The following is a 14,733-nucleotide window of genomic DNA, read 5'->3' as shown; positions in this document are numbered from 1 at the left end:
CGACCACCGGTCCCGGCGGCCGCAGGCCGGGGCTTGCCCGGGTCGCGCGCGACCCCTTCCCCTCCCTGACCGGCTGTCACTTCCCGCCCCGGCCCGTACCGTGGTGTCCATGAACGTCTTCGGAGTGGACATCGGCGGGTCGGGGATCAAGGGCGCACCCGTGGACCTGGACCGCGGCGATCTGGCCCAGGAGCGGCACAAGGTACTGACCCCGCACCCCGCGACCCCGGGCGCGGTGGTGGACGGCGTGGTCGAGGTCGTGGAGCACTTCGGCTGGTCGGGGCCGATCGGCGTCACCTTCCCCGGTGTCGTCACCGGCTCCACCATCCGCACGGCCGCCAATGTGGACAAGTCATGGGTCGGCACCGACGCGGCGGCGCTGCTGGGCGAGCGGCTGCCCGGTTCGGAGATCACCGTCCTCAACGACGCCGATGCCGCCGGGGTGGCCGAGATGACCTTCGGCGCCGGGAAGGGCCGCAAGGGCACCGTCTTCCTGCTGACCTTCGGTACGGGCATCGGCAGCGCGCTCTTCTCCGACGGGCGGCTCGTCCCCAACACCGAGCTGGGCCACCTGGAGCTGAACGGCCACGAGGCCGAGAAGCACGCCTCCACCAAGGTCAAGGAGGACAAGGACCTGAGCTGGCACGACTGGGCGCACCGGGTGAAGAAGTACCTGGCCCATGTCGAGATGCTGTTCTCGCCGGAGCTGTTCATCATCGGCGGCGGGGTGAGCCGGAAGGCCGACAAGTTCCTGCCGCTGATCGAGGGCATCAGCGCCGAGATCGTCCCGGCCCAGCTCCAGAACAACGCCGGGATCGTCGGCGCCGCCATGGCCGCCGCCAAGCGCTGACGCCCCCGCCCTCGTCCGTCCTCGTCCGTCCTCGTCCGTCCTCGTGCCGGGGGTGTCAGGGGGCGGTACGGCGCGGGGCGGTGCGCTGCCGCCGCTCCATGTCCCGGACCTTCCGTACGGTGGCGATGACCCCGGCGACCAGGGTGCCGCCGTACAGCCAGCCGGCGTGCACGGCCAGCGCGGTCACCACCGCCATGAGCCGGCCGCCGGCGCCCCCGGAGCCCCCGGCGACGGGCACCACCCCGACCGCGAAGGCGATCGGTACGGCGATGGGCGCGGCGACCAGGTCGGCCGTCCGCACCCAGAGCGCGGCCAGGGCGCTGACCGACAGGAAGAGCAGCCCGTAGGCGGTGGGCGAGCCGTCCAGCAGCAGCCGGTCCAGACAGCCCAGCACCAGCATGACGGCGGCGGTGAACAGCCCGGTGCCCAGACCGGTCAGCCGGGGCCCGGACAGCCGCCGGAGCCGGGCCGCAGGCGGTGCCCCTCCGCCCGGCCCCGGCCGTCGCCCGGGGCCGGCCGGGGCCGCGGCCGTACCGCCGCCCCGGGGCCGCCGGACGGGGACCGGACGCGGGCCGCCGCCCCGCACGGGCGCGCCGCCCGGGGTGCCGGCGACCGGCCGGGGCCCGGGCCGCCGGCGCGGGGGGCTGTTCCTCTGCTGCTGCTCCACCCCGACAACGTAGGCCGCCCGGTGCCGGGAGTCGGGGGAGCAACACGGGCTCCGTACGGTGTTCGGCCACCCGCCACGCCGCCGCCACCGGACCTTCCCCGCCCGGCCGTCGTCGCGGCGGCCGGCGGTACGCCCGTAAACTGGGGGATCGGCCCACCATCCATACGTCTAGGGAAGTCGCCAACGTGTCGCTCACGATCGGAATCGTCGGCCTGCCGAATGTCGGCAAGTCGACCCTGTTCAACGCCCTGACCAAGAACGACGTGCTGGCGGCCAACTACCCGTTCGCCACCATCGAGCCCAATGTCGGTGTCGTCGGCGTCCCCGACGCCCGTCTCACCAAGCTGGCCGAGATCTTCTCCTCCCAGCGGGTGCTTCCGGCGACCGTCGACTTCTTGGACATCGCCGGTATCGTCCGCGGCGCCTCCGAGGGCGAGGGCCTGGGCAACAAGTTCCTGGCGAACATCCGCGAGTCCGACGCGATCTGCCAGGTCATCCGCGCCTTCAAGGACGAGAACGTCGTCCATGTCGACGGCAAGGTCTCGCCCAGGGACGACATCGAGACGATCAACACCGAGCTGATCCTCGCCGACCTCCAGACCATCGAGAAGGTCCTGCCCCGGCTCCAGAAGGAGTCCCGGATCAAGAAGGACCTCGCCCCCAAGGTCGCCGCCGTCGAGGCCGCCCAGGCCATCCTGGAGAAGGGCGACACCCTCTTCTCGGCCGGCGTCGTCCAGGGCAGCGAGCGGGCCGAGCCCCTCCACGACCTGCACCTGCTGACCACCAAGCCGTTCCTCTACGTCTTCAACGTGGACGAGGACGAGCTCACCGACGACGCCTTCAAGGCCGAGCAGCGCGCCCTGGTCGCCCCGGCCGAGGCCATCTTCCTCAACGCCAAGCTGGAGGCCGACCTCGCGGAACTGGACGAGGAGGACGCCATGGAACTCCTCCAGTCCGTCGGCGCCGAGGAGCCCGGCCTCGCCACCCTCGCCCGCGTCGGCTTCACCACCCTGGGCCTCCAGACCTACCTGACGGCCGGCCCCAAGGAATCCCGCGCCTGGACCATCAAGAAGGGCGCCACTGCCCCCGAGGCCGCCGGTGTCATCCACACCGACTTCCAGAAGGGCTTCATCAAGGCCGAGGTCATCTCCTTCTCCGACCTCGTCGCCACCGGCTCCGTCCCCGAAGCCCGCGCCGCCGGCAAGGCCCGCATGGAGGGCAAGGACTACATCATGCAGGACGGCGACGTGGTCGAGTTCCGCTTCAACGTGTAGCCGGTTCGTTACTGTGAGATAGTGAATTCGTCAAATATGCAGGTCAGGTAGGGTTGGGCTCTGGTGAGCCCGACCCCTTCCGCATTCCTGTGCTGACGTGGTGCTGACTCATCCGCGGGGAGGCGGAGCGAGTTTCTGCAGGTTGAGGTTGATCTCGAAGGGGACCGGGCGGAGGAGCGAGCCCCTGAAGATGCCGACGGGCACATAGGTGGCGGTCGGCCCGTCCAGTTCGTAGACGTGGACGATGGGTGCTCCGTCCTCGTCCTCAATGCGCCAGTAGTGCGGGATGCCGGCCTCTGCGTATTTGTGGAGCTTTACCGTGCGGTCCCGGTGGGCGGATTCCGGAGAGACCACCTCGACGGCGAGTCGTACTTCATCCGGTGCGAACCAGGTGCGGTCGCCGTCGAAGTCGGCCGTCGTCACCAACAGAGCCGGCTCGGGCCGATTGCGTTGATCGAGCTTGATGGTCATCTCCCGCCCCACTCTTACGTCGGGCGGCGCCTGCTCCATGAGGGCCACGGTGAGCATCGTGACGAGATGGCCGTGCCACCACCGTTGCGGGGACATCATGAATACGAGGGCTCCGTCGATCAGCTCGGTGTGGCGCGGTGCTTCCGGGAGGCGGTCCAGGTCCTCCGCTTACCAGCCTTCCGCGCGAGGCGGGCGCACCCAGTCGGGCAGTGCGGTCATGGCTCAACCGTAGCGACTCGGGGAGGTCCGGGCCACGAGATCACGGACGGTGGAGCCCCCTCCTGTCCCCGCCCGCCGGCGCCTCTGCCGCCCGTGCCGATTCTGTGCTGACTTGACCCGTCCCAAATGACGTTTCCGCAGGTGGGAGCGTTGTCGCGGACGTTCCGCTTCATTGTGTAACGGGTGACATATCACCACGTGACTGTGGCGGACCTGGCAAACACACAAGTCGGAAGGGGACCCGACCTTTCGAGGTCGGGCCCCCTCGGTCATTTCCCGGGCTGGGACGGTGCTGGGGCGCCGGTGAGGTTGCCGTGCTGGTTCGGGGACCGCGGCTCCATAGGAGGGCAGGGGGGCCGAGGGGTCTGCGCTCACACTCTTCCGTGCCGCTTTCCCTGCCCCCGCCTTCGCCCGGGGCAGAGTTCGTGCTGTGCGGTGAAGGGGAGCCTCCGAGAGCCGACCGCCTGCCGGGTCAGCTCCTGTCTTCGTCGTCCTCGTCCCGCACGCGAGGTGCGGCGGGCCGGTGTGGGCTGTACGAGGCTTCCCAGAAATACGGAGGCGCCATGTCGTCCTCACTCGGCTCCTGCCAGCCCCGGTTCCGTTCGCCCGCGCCGCTCTCCGTCGCCCCCGGTGGGAAGGTGCCCGCGTCGGCATCCGGGCCCGCGGCCGCGTTGGTGAACGGCGAGCCATCGGGGGCCGGGAAGCGTGGCGACCAGGGCCCTGTGGTGCCTCCCTCGCCCGGATGACCGCCTTCCGGCTCTTCGCCCCTGCCCTCGTCGGGTGCCGGGAGAAGGGTCCGCCTGATCTCTTCGGCGGCCTCGTCCAGCCCCTCCGCTTCCAGGGTCCGCACCACGCGGTGCACGAACACGGTGTAGCCGTCCATGTCCGGCTTCAGGCCCACCGCCGTCAGCAACAGGCGCAGCCGATCCGAGACCCCCATCTCCTCCTCGCGGAACGTCCCTTCTTGCCGGCTGTGCGTGTCCCACGGCGGGCCCCCGACGGTCGCTTCGCTCCGCGCCTCCACGGGCGGGACGAGCAGGCGGCGGAAGAGTTCGGGCACCTCCTCGTCGTTGGCAGCGGCCGCGATCTGGGCGAGCGGGCCGATCATGTCGACCGCCTTCTCGATTTCGTCCTCGTGCCGGGCCAGCCACCACACCACCGTGCTGCCCGCGCTCTTGAGAACGTCGTCACCGAGGTAGCGCCGCTTGTTGCGCTCGTGCTGACGCTCGTACTCCCAGATCTCCTCGTCCTTGCGAAGGTCGTTCAACTTGCGCAGGCGCTCGCGGTCGGCGGGAGCGAGGGTCAGCGTCACATCGGCTGCCAGGGCCGTCACCCGTCCGCTCCGATCCGGGAGCGGGACACCCAGCTCACCCTCCAGGAGGTACCGCGCGAAACTCGCTCGGCCGGGCTCCTCGCCGCGGACGACCTCCAGGGCCCGGCTGACGACCGAGGACACGGCGAGGGCAGGGAAGGCTCCGTCGGGCCGGCCGGCGAGGTCGGAGGCCGACCTCCACCACACGGTGGCGGAGAAGAGGAATTCGTAACCGTCCGTCGCGCTCGGCAGTGCCGCGTCGACCACCCGCGTCTCCTGGTACGGCTGCTCCGTGGGGGCCACGGGCGGCTCGGGCTCCGCGAGTTCGTACGGGTCGGCCGACGCGCGACCACCGCTGAGGACCGTCATCACGAGCAGCAGAGAGCCCGAAATCGTGACCATGGACATGAAACCCCACAGCCACGGTGACCAGTCCAGGACGTTACCGAGCACCACCGGCGCGAGGCCGCAGAGAGTGGCGAACAGCAGGCTGGGAAAGCGGTGTTTCATCGTGCCTCTTCCGTGGTCCGTGATCCGGTGCCCGTGCGCCCGGTACTCTCCGCGCGGGCGTACCGCGTGTGGTCGATGTGCTGCCAGAAGAGGGCGGCGACGGCCGCCCGGGACGGGTGACGCGCGAGACCTGCCCAGTCGCAGGCGATGGTGTAGAGGCGGTGGAGAGCGGCCGGGCGGCCGTGTGTCGCCCCGACCATCACGTCCAGCGCCATCTCCCGCGTACTGTCGTCCGCCGCAGCGTTCAGCCAGCTACTCACCAGTGGGTTCCAGAGCTCCGTCGGTGGCTGGGAGAGAACCGTCTCCCAGCCCAGGAACAGGTCCGGCCACGGCGGTGGGTCCGGTGCCCGGTCGCTCCTCAACAGCTCGGTGAGCAGGCGAAGATGAGGCTCCGCCCAGCGCGGGTCCCGACGCGTCCGGTCCCGCAGGCGGTCGATCAGCAACCGGTAGAGCCGGCGGTCGCGGCCGACGAGGTCGAGCAGTGCCTCCCGGGCCTCGCCCGCCACCTCGCCCCTCCGCACGGCGAGGTAGTGAAGCCGCACCATCGCCTGATCCGGGTGCGTCGCGCCGAGGCTCTGGAGGCAGGCGGTGATCAGGACGCGGGCGAGACCGTCCGACAAGGGGCCGGATCTCGCGCACTCGTACATCCGCCTGCGGAACCATCCCCCGAACCGTTCGTGGCTAAGACCGAGTTCCAGGGCTGCTACGGCTCGCGGGTCACAGGAGGCCCCGGTCGCGCGGGCCGCCCAGCGCACCACGAGCTCGAAGAGGTGGTCGGGCCGCCCGACGGCCAGAGATCGCTCACCGAAGCGGACGACGATGTTCACCCGGTCGTCAGTGGTCAGACCGCGCAGCCCGGCGGCATGGTCGATCCAGTCCTTGAGGTCGTCGCGCACCCCGGGGAAGTTCGCCCAGAAGTACGTCCGTACCGCGTCGGCGTAGGCCAGCCGCCCGAAGCGAAGCCGACCGTCCGGGTCGCGTTCGATCCCGAGAGCTGTCAACCGCTCCCCGAAATCCGTCCGTGCCAGCTCGGTGGTCACCTCTTCCTCGTGCCTCACTGTCCTCATCAGGTCGTGCCATGCCTCGTAGACGGTGTCGGCCCGGACATCCTCGAACATCGCGGTCGTGAGCAGCAGGGCCCGTTCGGGCGTGGTGCGCGCTTTGGCCACCTGTTGGCCCACCTCGCCGGCACGGTCGGTCACCGCGTGCATCGCCTGGTCGAGCCAACCCGCGAAGTCGGCACCGAACCGGCCGCTGTCGCGAGCGGCCCTCACCAGCCCCGCGAGCCGCGCCAGTTCGCGCATGGGGGAGCGGTCACACAGGGGCTGAAGACCCGTGCTCTCCAGGTCCGCGGGGCGGAAGGGCATCCGGTCCATGCGGAGGTACCGGGTGATGACGGCGATGCCCCGGGGGCGCCCCAGCGTCACCGTGTGCGGTTCGAAATCCGGTGCGTGGGCGTGCCCCATGCCCGTCGGCAGGACGACGACCATATGGGCCCCCGCCTCCTGGACCTGCGAACGGCGCACGGCCAGGCGGCGCTGGGCCTTGGCGTACGCCTCCTCGTCGGCGATCCCGGAGAGGTCGAGGAGGAAGCGGTCCCCCTCACCGGGGGCGGGAGTGGCCTCGTCCTGGCCGTTGTCCGTGGCGGGAAGCTCCTCGAACCGGACCCCCTCGACGGCGCCTCCGTCCTCATCGAGGCCGTGCAGCAGCATGATCGCCGCAGCGCGGCGGCCGCTGCCGGGCGGAGCGTCCAGCAGCACCACCGATCCGGGCTTCTCCAGGCGGTCGGCGGCGACGCGGTAACCCGCCGGTGGCACGAACCGGTCGGCCAGGCGCATCCGGTCCTCGCGGGCGATCCGGAGGGGCACGCCCGCTTTACGGGTCATCCAGTCCGCGCCGGCGCCGTAGAAGACGTACTGGTGTCCCCCACCATTGTTCACCGGGCCGCGTGGATCGTTGACGGTGACGGGGTCCTGCTCGGTCATCGTCCGTCGTCCGAGCGCCGGCGCTCGCGCTGGAAGCGCTGATGGACCGTGCCGCTGTTGTCGCCCGCCGTGTACTGGACCCCGGTGTTGTCACCCTGGAAGTGAGGCGCGTTGTACTGATGTCCCCGGCCGGTGTTCACGGGCCCCTGCGACTCGTTGACAAAGGTTCCGGACAGGTCTCCGTTGAGGTTCCCGATGCCGCCGCGCACGCGCTGCTCGACGTCGCGCGTCCGCATCCTGGTGTGCCCGACCCCCTGGGCGGACTCCCCGCGGGACTTCGGCTCCGCCCGCTCCCGCGCCGCACGGGCGTCGCGGTCCACCGCGCCCAGCCCGGGCAGCAGCCTTGCGAGGGTGTCGCCGAGGGCCGTCAGGTCCGACCCGGAATTGCGGTGGTCGAACCGCCGGTACTGGCAGTCCGCGAGTTCCCGCAGATCATCCGGGAGGACGGTGCGGTCGATCCGCGTGGTCTTGCCGACGAGTACGGGAATCACCAGGATCCCGCGGTCGAGCGCGGTCCGGAGCTCACGACGGGTCCAGTCCCGTTCGGCTTCGAGGGCGGGGCGGCCGTCGGCCCCCCGCGCCTCGGCCCAGCGCGGGCCGATCACGGCGAGGAGCGCCTCGCACTCCTCCACAGCCTTGACCAGTTCCATCGGGAAGCGGCGTCCGGCCTCGATCGACTCGCTGGCGAAGAAGATCCGTTCGGGTCCGAACCGGCGGGAGAGCTCGCGCGCGATCATGGTCGCCGCGGTCTCCTCGTCGCCTGTGCGGTAGTTGACGAAGACGTCGCGCATGAAGGTTCCCTTCGTGAGAGGAAGATGGAAGACGAGGGTGAATGGGGTACGGGTGCGGGGCTGTGGACCGGCACTTCGAGGCCCGGTCCGCCTGGGTCATGAGGCCCCTGCCTTGTGGTGGCGCGGTGCGTCCGCCGGAGGGCGTGCGGATGGAGGTACGCCGCCCGGCGCGTCACTGCGCACGGGCAGCCTGATGAGATCGGGGTGCGGTGTGAGCGCCGGGGTGGAGAGTCCCGCCGGGGGCCATGGGATTCGGAGGGCCGGCGGCGGTGAACTGGTCCGGCGAGCCGGGTGGCTCGAGCCGTGCCGGCCGTGCAGCCGGCGTCAGTCCTGCGCGGGGGCGAGTACCCGTGCCAGCGCCGGTTGCAGATCGCGCACGGCCCGGCTGCTCCGGAACCGGGACAGTTCCCGCGCGAGGCGCCGGACGTCGCTGTTCACCGTCGCCGAAGGCACCGTCGGCATCATCCCCAGGAGCTCCCTGGCGATCGTGCACGCGTGCTCGACCTCGCCGCAGGCGGCGTGGGCCAAGGACCTGCGGAAGCCGTACCGGGCGCGGGTTCGCAGCGCGTGCGGCGGGAGGCGGTGGCACTCCCGGTCGAGGACCTCGGCGGCTGCCTTGGGACGACCGAGGTCGTGCAGGCACCAGCCGGTCGTCATCGCCGCCGGATCGCTCACGTGGGTGGTGCCGATCACGGGCTCGGCGCCGCTGCGAGCGTCGTCGCTTCCGAGCAGCTCTCGCGCCCTGTCGAGGCTGCTCAGGCAGGCGCGTTCGTCCCCGACCAGCGCGTGTCCCTGCGCCTCGCGCTGGGCCGCGAGCCCCCGGATGCGCGGCGGGAGTTCGTCGCTCTGGGCCCGGCGGGCCAGGGCGACGGTGCCCGCGGCGTCCCCGTCGTAGAGCGTGACCAGGGCGCGCCGTACGTGGGCGTAGGAGCCGAGGTACGGATCACCCCCGGCGCGCGCCAGTTCGGCGGCCTCACCGGTCCAGCCGAGTGCCGCGCCGCTGTCCCCGGCCTCCTGGGCCATCCAGCCGGTGAACTCCGCGAACCGCGACGCGAGCAGGAGCGCGGGGGCCCGCATGGCGGACGGGCGTCGGCGGCCAGCCCGGCGATCGTCCGTGTCTGCGTTTCCAGGAGGGGAAGCAAGACCTTCGGCGCGGTGGACTGGCCGAGCTTTCGCAACTGGTCGAACTGCGCGCGGAAGGAGGGGAGGAGAGGGTCTACGGCAGAAGCTGCCTGACCGCCGAGTTCCAGGCCGAGGTCGATCAGCGCCCCCGTACCCGCCGAGAGGACCGTCCGGCGCCCGACGGGCCAGCGGCTCGGGGTGGCGGGGGTCTCGCTGGTGTCCGAGCCGGTCTCGGGGCGGGCGGCCAGGCGTTGCAGCTCGCCGTTCGCGCCGAGGAAGGCGTCACACCGCCGGGCCAGTTCGGGAGACGCGGCACGCTCCCCGCGCTCGACCTTGCTGAGGTGGCCCTTGTCGTAGTTGAGCGCTGCGGAGAACTCGGTCAGGGTAAGTCCCGCTTCCAGCCGTAAACGGCGAAGTTCCGGGCCGAAACGTGAGGTTGTATTCATCGGTAGCCTTCCGTTGAGCAGTGACTGAGGGTCATGTGCCCTCTCGGAGCTCTTCGTTCGGTGTTTGCCGGCCCACGCGAAGATCGACGGCTGAGTCCGTCGTGACTGATCGTTTCGCTTCACATCCGAGAGCGAGTTTGACACGAGGCGCGTCCCGGAAATCAGCGTTCAGCGGGGTTGCCCGTTGCCTCTTCTGTGGTTCTTCGCCCTTCGGTCGGCACGGTCTGGCCGCTGCGAGTAGGAGGGCGGCGGATGGTGGAACGAGGGAGTCTCTTCGTGCCACGTCGCGAATCCCCGGCGGGCGGCTCGGTGCAGGCCGACCCACAGCCGCCGGTGTTCCGGTGGTGAACGGGTGCGGCGGTGCTGAAACCGCACGGTCACTCTCGGGCTCGGTCAGTTCGGCCAGGATGCTGCGGAACCATGCTCCGGATGGCTGTGTGCCTCCAGGGGCGCTTCCCCTTCGCGCACGGGTGCGCTTTCCCCGCACGTGGGAGGCGGTCGTGCCTGGTGCCGAGGCTCACGCCAGCATGTCCCGCAGCCAGGACTGCTCGGCGCGGCTGGTGGCGCGGGCGATGGTGAGCATGCCGCGCCGGTACGGGTCCTCGACGTCCTCGGCCCGGAGGGGGCGGTCGCCGTCGTGGAAGAAGCTCGCGGGCCGCTCCAGGAAATCCAGCCGCCGGCGCAGCACCGCTCGCCGGTCGGCGGGGTCAGGGAGCCGGGAGAGGAAGGCCAGGATCGTGAAGTACCGGGTGCTGTCGCTGATGTCCAGGTCGCTGGGTTCCCGGAGGCGGCGCAGCAGTTCGGCCAGGCCCTCGGTGGTCAGGCTGAGGGTGTGGCGCCGGGCGGCCGAGGTGCCCGGTTCGGTTCGCCGGTCCAGCAGCCCGGCCTTGACCAGACGGTTGATCGCCGGGTAGAGGCTGCCGTCGCTGACCGGCCGGACATGGCCCGACAGATGGGCGACGAGGCGGCGCAGTTGGTAGCCGTGCAGGGGGCCGTCGGCCAGGAATCCCAGGATCGCGAGTTCCAGCATGGTGCTACTGTCGCACATCGAAACGAGGTACCTCGAATCGAGGGAGATGATTCATGTACACCGAGGAATGGGTGGCCGCGCGAGCCCGGGACGCCTATGAACGCGGCCGGGCGTCGTTCGAGGTGCGGCCGGAGCGTACGGCCCTGCTGGTCATCGACATGCAGGACGAGTTCGTCCGGACCGGCTGGAGCCCCTACTGGGTGCCTGCGGCGACCCGAATGGCGGTGCGGTTGCGGCGCCTGGTGGAGGCCTGTCGGGCCGCTTCCGTCCCGGTGATCTGGACCATTTTCGACGACACGCATCTCGGGCTCGACCGGCCGCGCGCCCTGCGCCGTCTTCCGCATGCCGACACCGGCTGGTGCCGGCCGGGGCCGGCCGAGGTGTGGGGTCCGATGGGGTGCCGTCCGGACGAGGTCGTGATCCGCAAGCCCTCCTACGGGGCGTTCTACGACACCCCGCTCGACACCGTGCTCCGCAATCTGGGCCGCGACACGGTCGTCGTCACGGGCACGCTCACCAACTACTGCTGCGGCACCACCGCCCGGCAGGCGTACGAGCGCGGCTACCAGGTGGTGTTCGGCTCGGATGTCACGGCCACCGACGACGAGTCACGGCAGGAACCGGAGCTCGCGGTGCTGCGCAAGGGTTTCGCGCTGGTGCTGACCGCCGAGGAGATCGCGGCCGCCCTGGCGGGTGGTGGAGCCTCCGGTGCCGGCGGTCGCCGCAGGGGGCGGTGGTGGGCGACCTCTCGCAGGGGCCGCGGTCGATGAGGGAGGACGGGCCGGGGTGTCGTGGCCGGGGTGTGTCGGGCGGGTTGCGGTGGGGACGGGGCCCTTGTGGGAATCGGGTGGATCAGTCAGCCTTTCGCTGACGGCCGGGTGAACAAATCCCGCTCCCCTGAGGGGTGTTGGATTGTCATGTACCTGAAAAATATGCCGCGTGTGTGATCCGCGCGCGGTGGTTCCGGCCGTCGCTCACCCCCACAGCAACGCACCACCAATGAGGAGGATCCCTCACATGTCAGTGATGCGTACCTCGCCGCGAAGACTCGCCGCCGCCGGAGCCACCGTCGTCGCCGCGCTGGCGCTCGCCTCGGTGTCCGCCCTGCCCGCCGGTGCGGCCGAGGCGGCGCCGGAGGGCGTCGTCCAGTACGCCGGTGCCGCCAACGCCGTGCCCGGCAGCTACCTCGTCACCCTCGACGAGTCGGCGGCGGCCGAGTCCGCGCGGGGCAGGGCCGTCGTCGGCCGCTACGGCGCGAGGATCTCCCGTACCTACACCGAGGCGCTCAACGGGTACGCCGTCGAGCTGTCCGAGGCGCAGGCGAGGAAGCTGGCCGCCGACCCCGCGGTCGACTCCGTCGTGCAGAACCGGGTCTTCACCATCACCGGCACCCAGCCCTCCCCGCCGTCCTGGGGTCTGGACCGGATCGACCAGCGTGCCCTGCCGCTGAACCAGAGCTACACCTACCCCGAGCCCGCGGGCCAGGGCGTCACGGCGTACATCATCGACACCGGCGTACGCATCACGCACAGCGACTTCGGAGGCCGGGCCTCCTACGGCTACGACGCCATCGACAACGACAACACCGCCCAGGACGGCCACGGGCACGGCACCCATGTCGCCGGCACCGTCGGCGGCAACTCCTACGGGGTGGCCAAGAAGGCCAAGCTCGTCGGTGTCCGGGTGCTCAACAACTCCGGCTCCGGCACCACCGACCAGGTCGTCGCCGGCATCGACTGGGTGACCCGGAACGCGGTCAAGCCGGCCGTGGCCAACATGAGCCTCGGCGGCGGGGCGGACACCGCGCTCGACACCGCGGTACGCAACTCCATCGCCTCCGGCATCACCTATGCCGTCGCGGCCGGCAACGAGAGCGCCAACGCCTCCGGCAGCTCGCCGGCGCGGGTGGCCGAGGCCATCACCGTCGGCTCCACGACCAACACCGACGCGCGCTCCAGCTTCTCCAACTACGGCAGTGTGCTGGACCTCTTCGCCCCCGGCTCCTCCATCACCTCCGCCTGGAACACTAGCGACAGCGCCACCAACACCATCTCCGGCACCTCGATGGCCACCCCGCACGTGACCGGCGCCGCCGCGCTGTATCTCGCGGGCAACCCCACGGCCACACCCGCCCAGGTGGCCACCGCCCTCACCGGCGCGGCCACGCCCAATGTGGTCGGCAACCCGGGCAGCGGCTCCCCGAACCGCCTGCTCCACGTGGGCGGCGGCGGGACCGACCCGAACCCGCCCGGCACGCGTTTCGAGAACACCACCGACTACGCGATCAGCGACAACGCCACCGTCGAATCGCCGGTCACCGTCACCGGGGTCACGGGCAACGCCCCCGCCGCCCTCCAGGTGCCGGTGAACATCGTCCACACCTATGTGGGTGACCTCCAGATCCAGCTGATCGCCCCGGACGGCTCGGCGTACACCCTCAAGGCGTACGGCGCGGGCGGCAGCTCCGACAACATCGACACCACCTACACCGTCAACGCCTCCGCCGAGGTGGCCAACGGCACCTGGAAGCTGCGGGTGAGCGACAACGCCGCCCAAGACACCGGAAAGATCGACTCCTGGGCGCTGCAGTTCTGATCCGCGGCTCCGCCCGCACGGCACGCGCGCCTCGCCCGGTGACCGGGTGAGGGAGGGGCGGCCGCCCGCTCCGGGCGGTCGTCCCTCGGCGCTCGGGCCCGCCGCCCCCGCCGGGGGCGCGACCGCGTACGATGCGCCAGTCGCTCGCGTGTACGACCCGGGTCGCGCCCCGGGCCGGGGGCGGTCCCCGCGGTCCTCCGGCGGCACGTCTCCCGGGCGGCAGGCCCGTCCGATCGCCCCCAGCCCCCTCAGGAGGCCCCAGCCGTGCAGCAGTCGTCCCCGCAGGGCTGGCCACCGCCCGAGCAGTCGCAGCCCGGGCAGTCGCCGTACGGACCGTCGCAGGCCGGGCAGTCGCCGTACGGGCATCTGCCGCCGCCTCCGTACGGCATGCCCGTCCCGCCGCCGCCCGCCGCGCAGGTGAACGGACTCGCCATCACCTCGCTGATCACCGGGATCGTCTGCTGTGTGCCACTGGTCGGGGTGATCCTGGGCGCCGTCGCCCTGCGGCAGATCAAACGGCGGGGCGAACGGGGCAAGGGGCTGGCGGTCTCCGGGATCGTCCTCTCGCTCGTCGGCACCCTGATCCTGGTGGCCGGGCTGGCGACGGGCGGCTTCAGGACGGCGTACGACGGCTTCCGCGAGGCCGCGGACAAGGCGTCCCGCTCCCGCTCCACGCTCGACCTGCGCACCGGTCAGTGCTACGACGACCCGAGCGAGGAGGCCGTCACCACGGAGGTCCGGGTGGTGGACTGCGACCGGCCGCACGACGGCGAGGTGACCGGCCTGTTCCAGGTGAGCGGCTTCTCGGCCTGGCCGGGGGACGAGGTGCTGGAGCCGCTCGCGGAGAAGCGCTGCCAGACCGTCGCCGCCCGGTACGCGATGGACACCTGGGCCGTCCCGGACAACGCCTGGTTGTTCTACTACCAGCCGAGCAAGGAGAGCTGGCGGCTCGGGGACCGCGCGGTGACCTGCGCGTACGCCGCGGAGAGCGGCAAGCTCACGGGCTCGGTGCGCGCCGACGCGACCACCCTGAACAGTCATCAGTCCGCCTTTCTGACAGCGGTCAATCCGATCGAGAGCGCCGTCGGCGAGGAGCCGGAGGCGGACGCCGAGGACGATCTGGCGGCCAACCGGAAGTGGGCCGGGGAACTGTCCGCGACCCTCGGCGCGACGGCGGCACAGCTGCGAGCCCGCTCCTGGCCGGCCGCCTCGGCCGGTGCCGTCGCGTCCCTGGTCAAGGAGATCGACGCGGCGGGTGGTCACTGGCGCGAGGCGGCCGCGGCCGGGGACGCGGGGGTCTTCTACGAGGCATACGACTCCGGCTACGAGGCACTTCCGCCGGATCTTGGCAAGCGAGCGCGCGTGTCGCTCGGGCTGGACGGCACGCCGGCGCGGTCGGCGGACCGGGAGTCGGCGTAGCACTCCACTGCCCTTATTGAGTGGCCGCTCAACCCCGGCCGT

At 71.3% G+C, this 14,733-nt stretch carries 11 protein-coding genes and 1 pseudogene; 5 read left to right on the top strand and 7 right to left on the bottom strand.

Annotation, left to right across the window (positions count from 1 at the left end):
- The first annotated feature begins 109 nt into the window (after positions 1 to 109).
- On the top strand, positions 110 to 850 hold the full coding sequence (gene ppgK / locus NX801_RS02135; protein ID WP_309505764.1) for a polyphosphate--glucose phosphotransferase: 741 nt from the start codon (positions 110 to 112) through the stop codon (positions 848 to 850).
- A gap of 55 nt (positions 851 to 905) precedes the next feature.
- On the opposite strand, the gene NX801_RS02130 is transcribed toward ppgK, so the two are convergent.
- The gene (locus NX801_RS02130; protein WP_258784988.1) at positions 906 to 1,517 is read right to left on the bottom strand and encodes a DUF6542 domain-containing protein; all 612 of its coding nucleotides are present in this window, start codon (positions 1,515 to 1,517) and stop codon (positions 906 to 908) included.
- A 185-nt stretch (positions 1,518 to 1,702) separates the two neighbouring features.
- Between NX801_RS02130 and ychF the strand changes: the two genes are divergently transcribed.
- On the top strand, positions 1,703 to 2,791 hold the full coding sequence (gene ychF, locus NX801_RS02125; protein WP_258784987.1) for a redox-regulated ATPase YchF: 1,089 nt from the start codon (positions 1,703 to 1,705) through the stop codon (positions 2,789 to 2,791).
- A 108-nt stretch (positions 2,792 to 2,899) separates the two neighbouring features.
- Here ychF and NX801_RS02120 read toward each other — a convergent pair whose 3' ends face one another.
- From NX801_RS02120 to NX801_RS02095, 6 genes and pseudogenes are all read right to left on the bottom strand, one after another.
- Positions 2,900 to 3,421: a Uma2 family endonuclease gene (locus NX801_RS02120; protein WP_258785223.1), complete on the bottom strand. Its 522-nt coding sequence runs from the start codon at positions 3,419 to 3,421 to the stop codon at positions 2,900 to 2,902.
- A 532-nt stretch (positions 3,422 to 3,953) separates the two neighbouring features.
- The gene (locus tag NX801_RS02115; protein ID WP_258784986.1) at positions 3,954 to 5,303 is read right to left on the bottom strand and encodes a hypothetical protein; all 1,350 of its coding nucleotides are present in this window, start codon (positions 5,301 to 5,303) and stop codon (positions 3,954 to 3,956) included.
- Positions 5,300 to 7,288 carry a hypothetical protein gene (locus NX801_RS02110; RefSeq protein ID WP_258784985.1) on the bottom strand — a complete coding sequence of 663 codons (1,989 nt, stop codon included), beginning with the start codon at positions 7,286 to 7,288 and terminating at the stop codon, positions 5,300 to 5,302. The genes NX801_RS02115 and NX801_RS02110 overlap by 4 nt, the downstream gene beginning before the upstream one ends.
- Complete coding sequence (locus NX801_RS02105) at positions 7,285 to 8,079, bottom strand: toll/interleukin-1 receptor domain-containing protein (protein WP_258784984.1); 795 nt, start codon at positions 8,077 to 8,079, stop codon at positions 7,285 to 7,287. The genes NX801_RS02110 and NX801_RS02105 overlap by 4 nt, the downstream gene beginning before the upstream one ends.
- A gap of 324 nt (positions 8,080 to 8,403) precedes the next feature.
- Positions 8,404 to 9,647, bottom strand: a pseudogene (locus NX801_RS02100) (helix-turn-helix domain-containing protein).
- Positions 9,648 to 10,164: 517 nt separating this feature from the next.
- Positions 10,165 to 10,695 carry a PadR family transcriptional regulator gene (locus tag NX801_RS02095; RefSeq protein WP_258784983.1) on the bottom strand — a complete coding sequence of 177 codons (531 nt, stop codon included), beginning with the start codon at positions 10,693 to 10,695 and terminating at the stop codon, positions 10,165 to 10,167.
- 35 nt (positions 10,696 to 10,730) lie between these two features.
- Between NX801_RS02095 and NX801_RS02090 the strand changes: the two genes are divergently transcribed.
- The 3 genes from NX801_RS02090 to NX801_RS02080 all read left to right on the top strand — a co-directional run bounded on the left by NX801_RS02090 (position 10,731) and on the right by NX801_RS02080 (position 14,691).
- The gene (locus NX801_RS02090; protein WP_258784982.1) at positions 10,731 to 11,447 is read left to right on the top strand and encodes a cysteine hydrolase family protein; all 717 of its coding nucleotides are present in this window, start codon (positions 10,731 to 10,733) and stop codon (positions 11,445 to 11,447) included.
- A gap of 247 nt (positions 11,448 to 11,694) precedes the next feature.
- A complete protein-coding gene (locus NX801_RS02085) occupies positions 11,695 to 13,272 on the top strand; it encodes a S8 family peptidase (RefSeq protein ID WP_258784981.1) in 1,578 nt (525 codons plus the stop codon).
- A gap of 264 nt (positions 13,273 to 13,536) precedes the next feature.
- Positions 13,537 to 14,691 (top strand): DUF4190 domain-containing protein, encoded by a 1,155-nt coding sequence (locus NX801_RS02080; RefSeq protein WP_258784980.1) that lies wholly within the window; start codon positions 13,537 to 13,539, stop codon positions 14,689 to 14,691.
- Positions 14,692 to 14,733: the final 42 nt, after the last annotated feature.

The organism is Streptomyces pyxinae (assembly GCF_024756275.1).
In the GTDB taxonomy this organism is placed as follows: Bacteria; Actinomycetota; Actinomycetes; order Streptomycetales; family Streptomycetaceae; genus Streptomyces; species Streptomyces pyxinae.
Note: the sequence above shows the minus strand (reverse complement) of the source record. Positions and strands in the feature narration are given on the sequence as shown.

Excerpts from the sequence above, each read along its gene's own strand:
- NX801_RS02095 (WP_258784983.1), bottom strand. The coding sequence starts at position 10,695 with ATGTGCGACAGTAGCACCATGCTGGAACTCGCGATCCTGGGATTCCTG.
- ppgK (WP_309505764.1), top strand. The coding sequence starts at position 110 with ATGAACGTCTTCGGAGTGGACATCGGCGGGTCGGGGATCAAGGGCGCA.
- NX801_RS02110 (WP_258784985.1), bottom strand. The coding sequence starts at position 7,288 with ATGACCGAGCAGGACCCCGTCACCGTCAACGATCCACGCGGCCCGGTG.
- NX801_RS02090 (WP_258784982.1), top strand. The coding sequence starts at position 10,731 with ATGTACACCGAGGAATGGGTGGCCGCGCGAGCCCGGGACGCCTATGAA.
- NX801_RS02105 (WP_258784984.1), bottom strand. The coding sequence starts at position 8,079 with ATGCGCGACGTCTTCGTCAACTACCGCACAGGCGACGAGGAGACCGCG.
- NX801_RS02085 (WP_258784981.1), top strand. The coding sequence starts at position 11,695 with ATGTCAGTGATGCGTACCTCGCCGCGAAGACTCGCCGCCGCCGGAGCC.
- NX801_RS02115 (WP_258784986.1), bottom strand. The coding sequence starts at position 5,303 with ATGAAACACCGCTTTCCCAGCCTGCTGTTCGCCACTCTCTGCGGCCTC.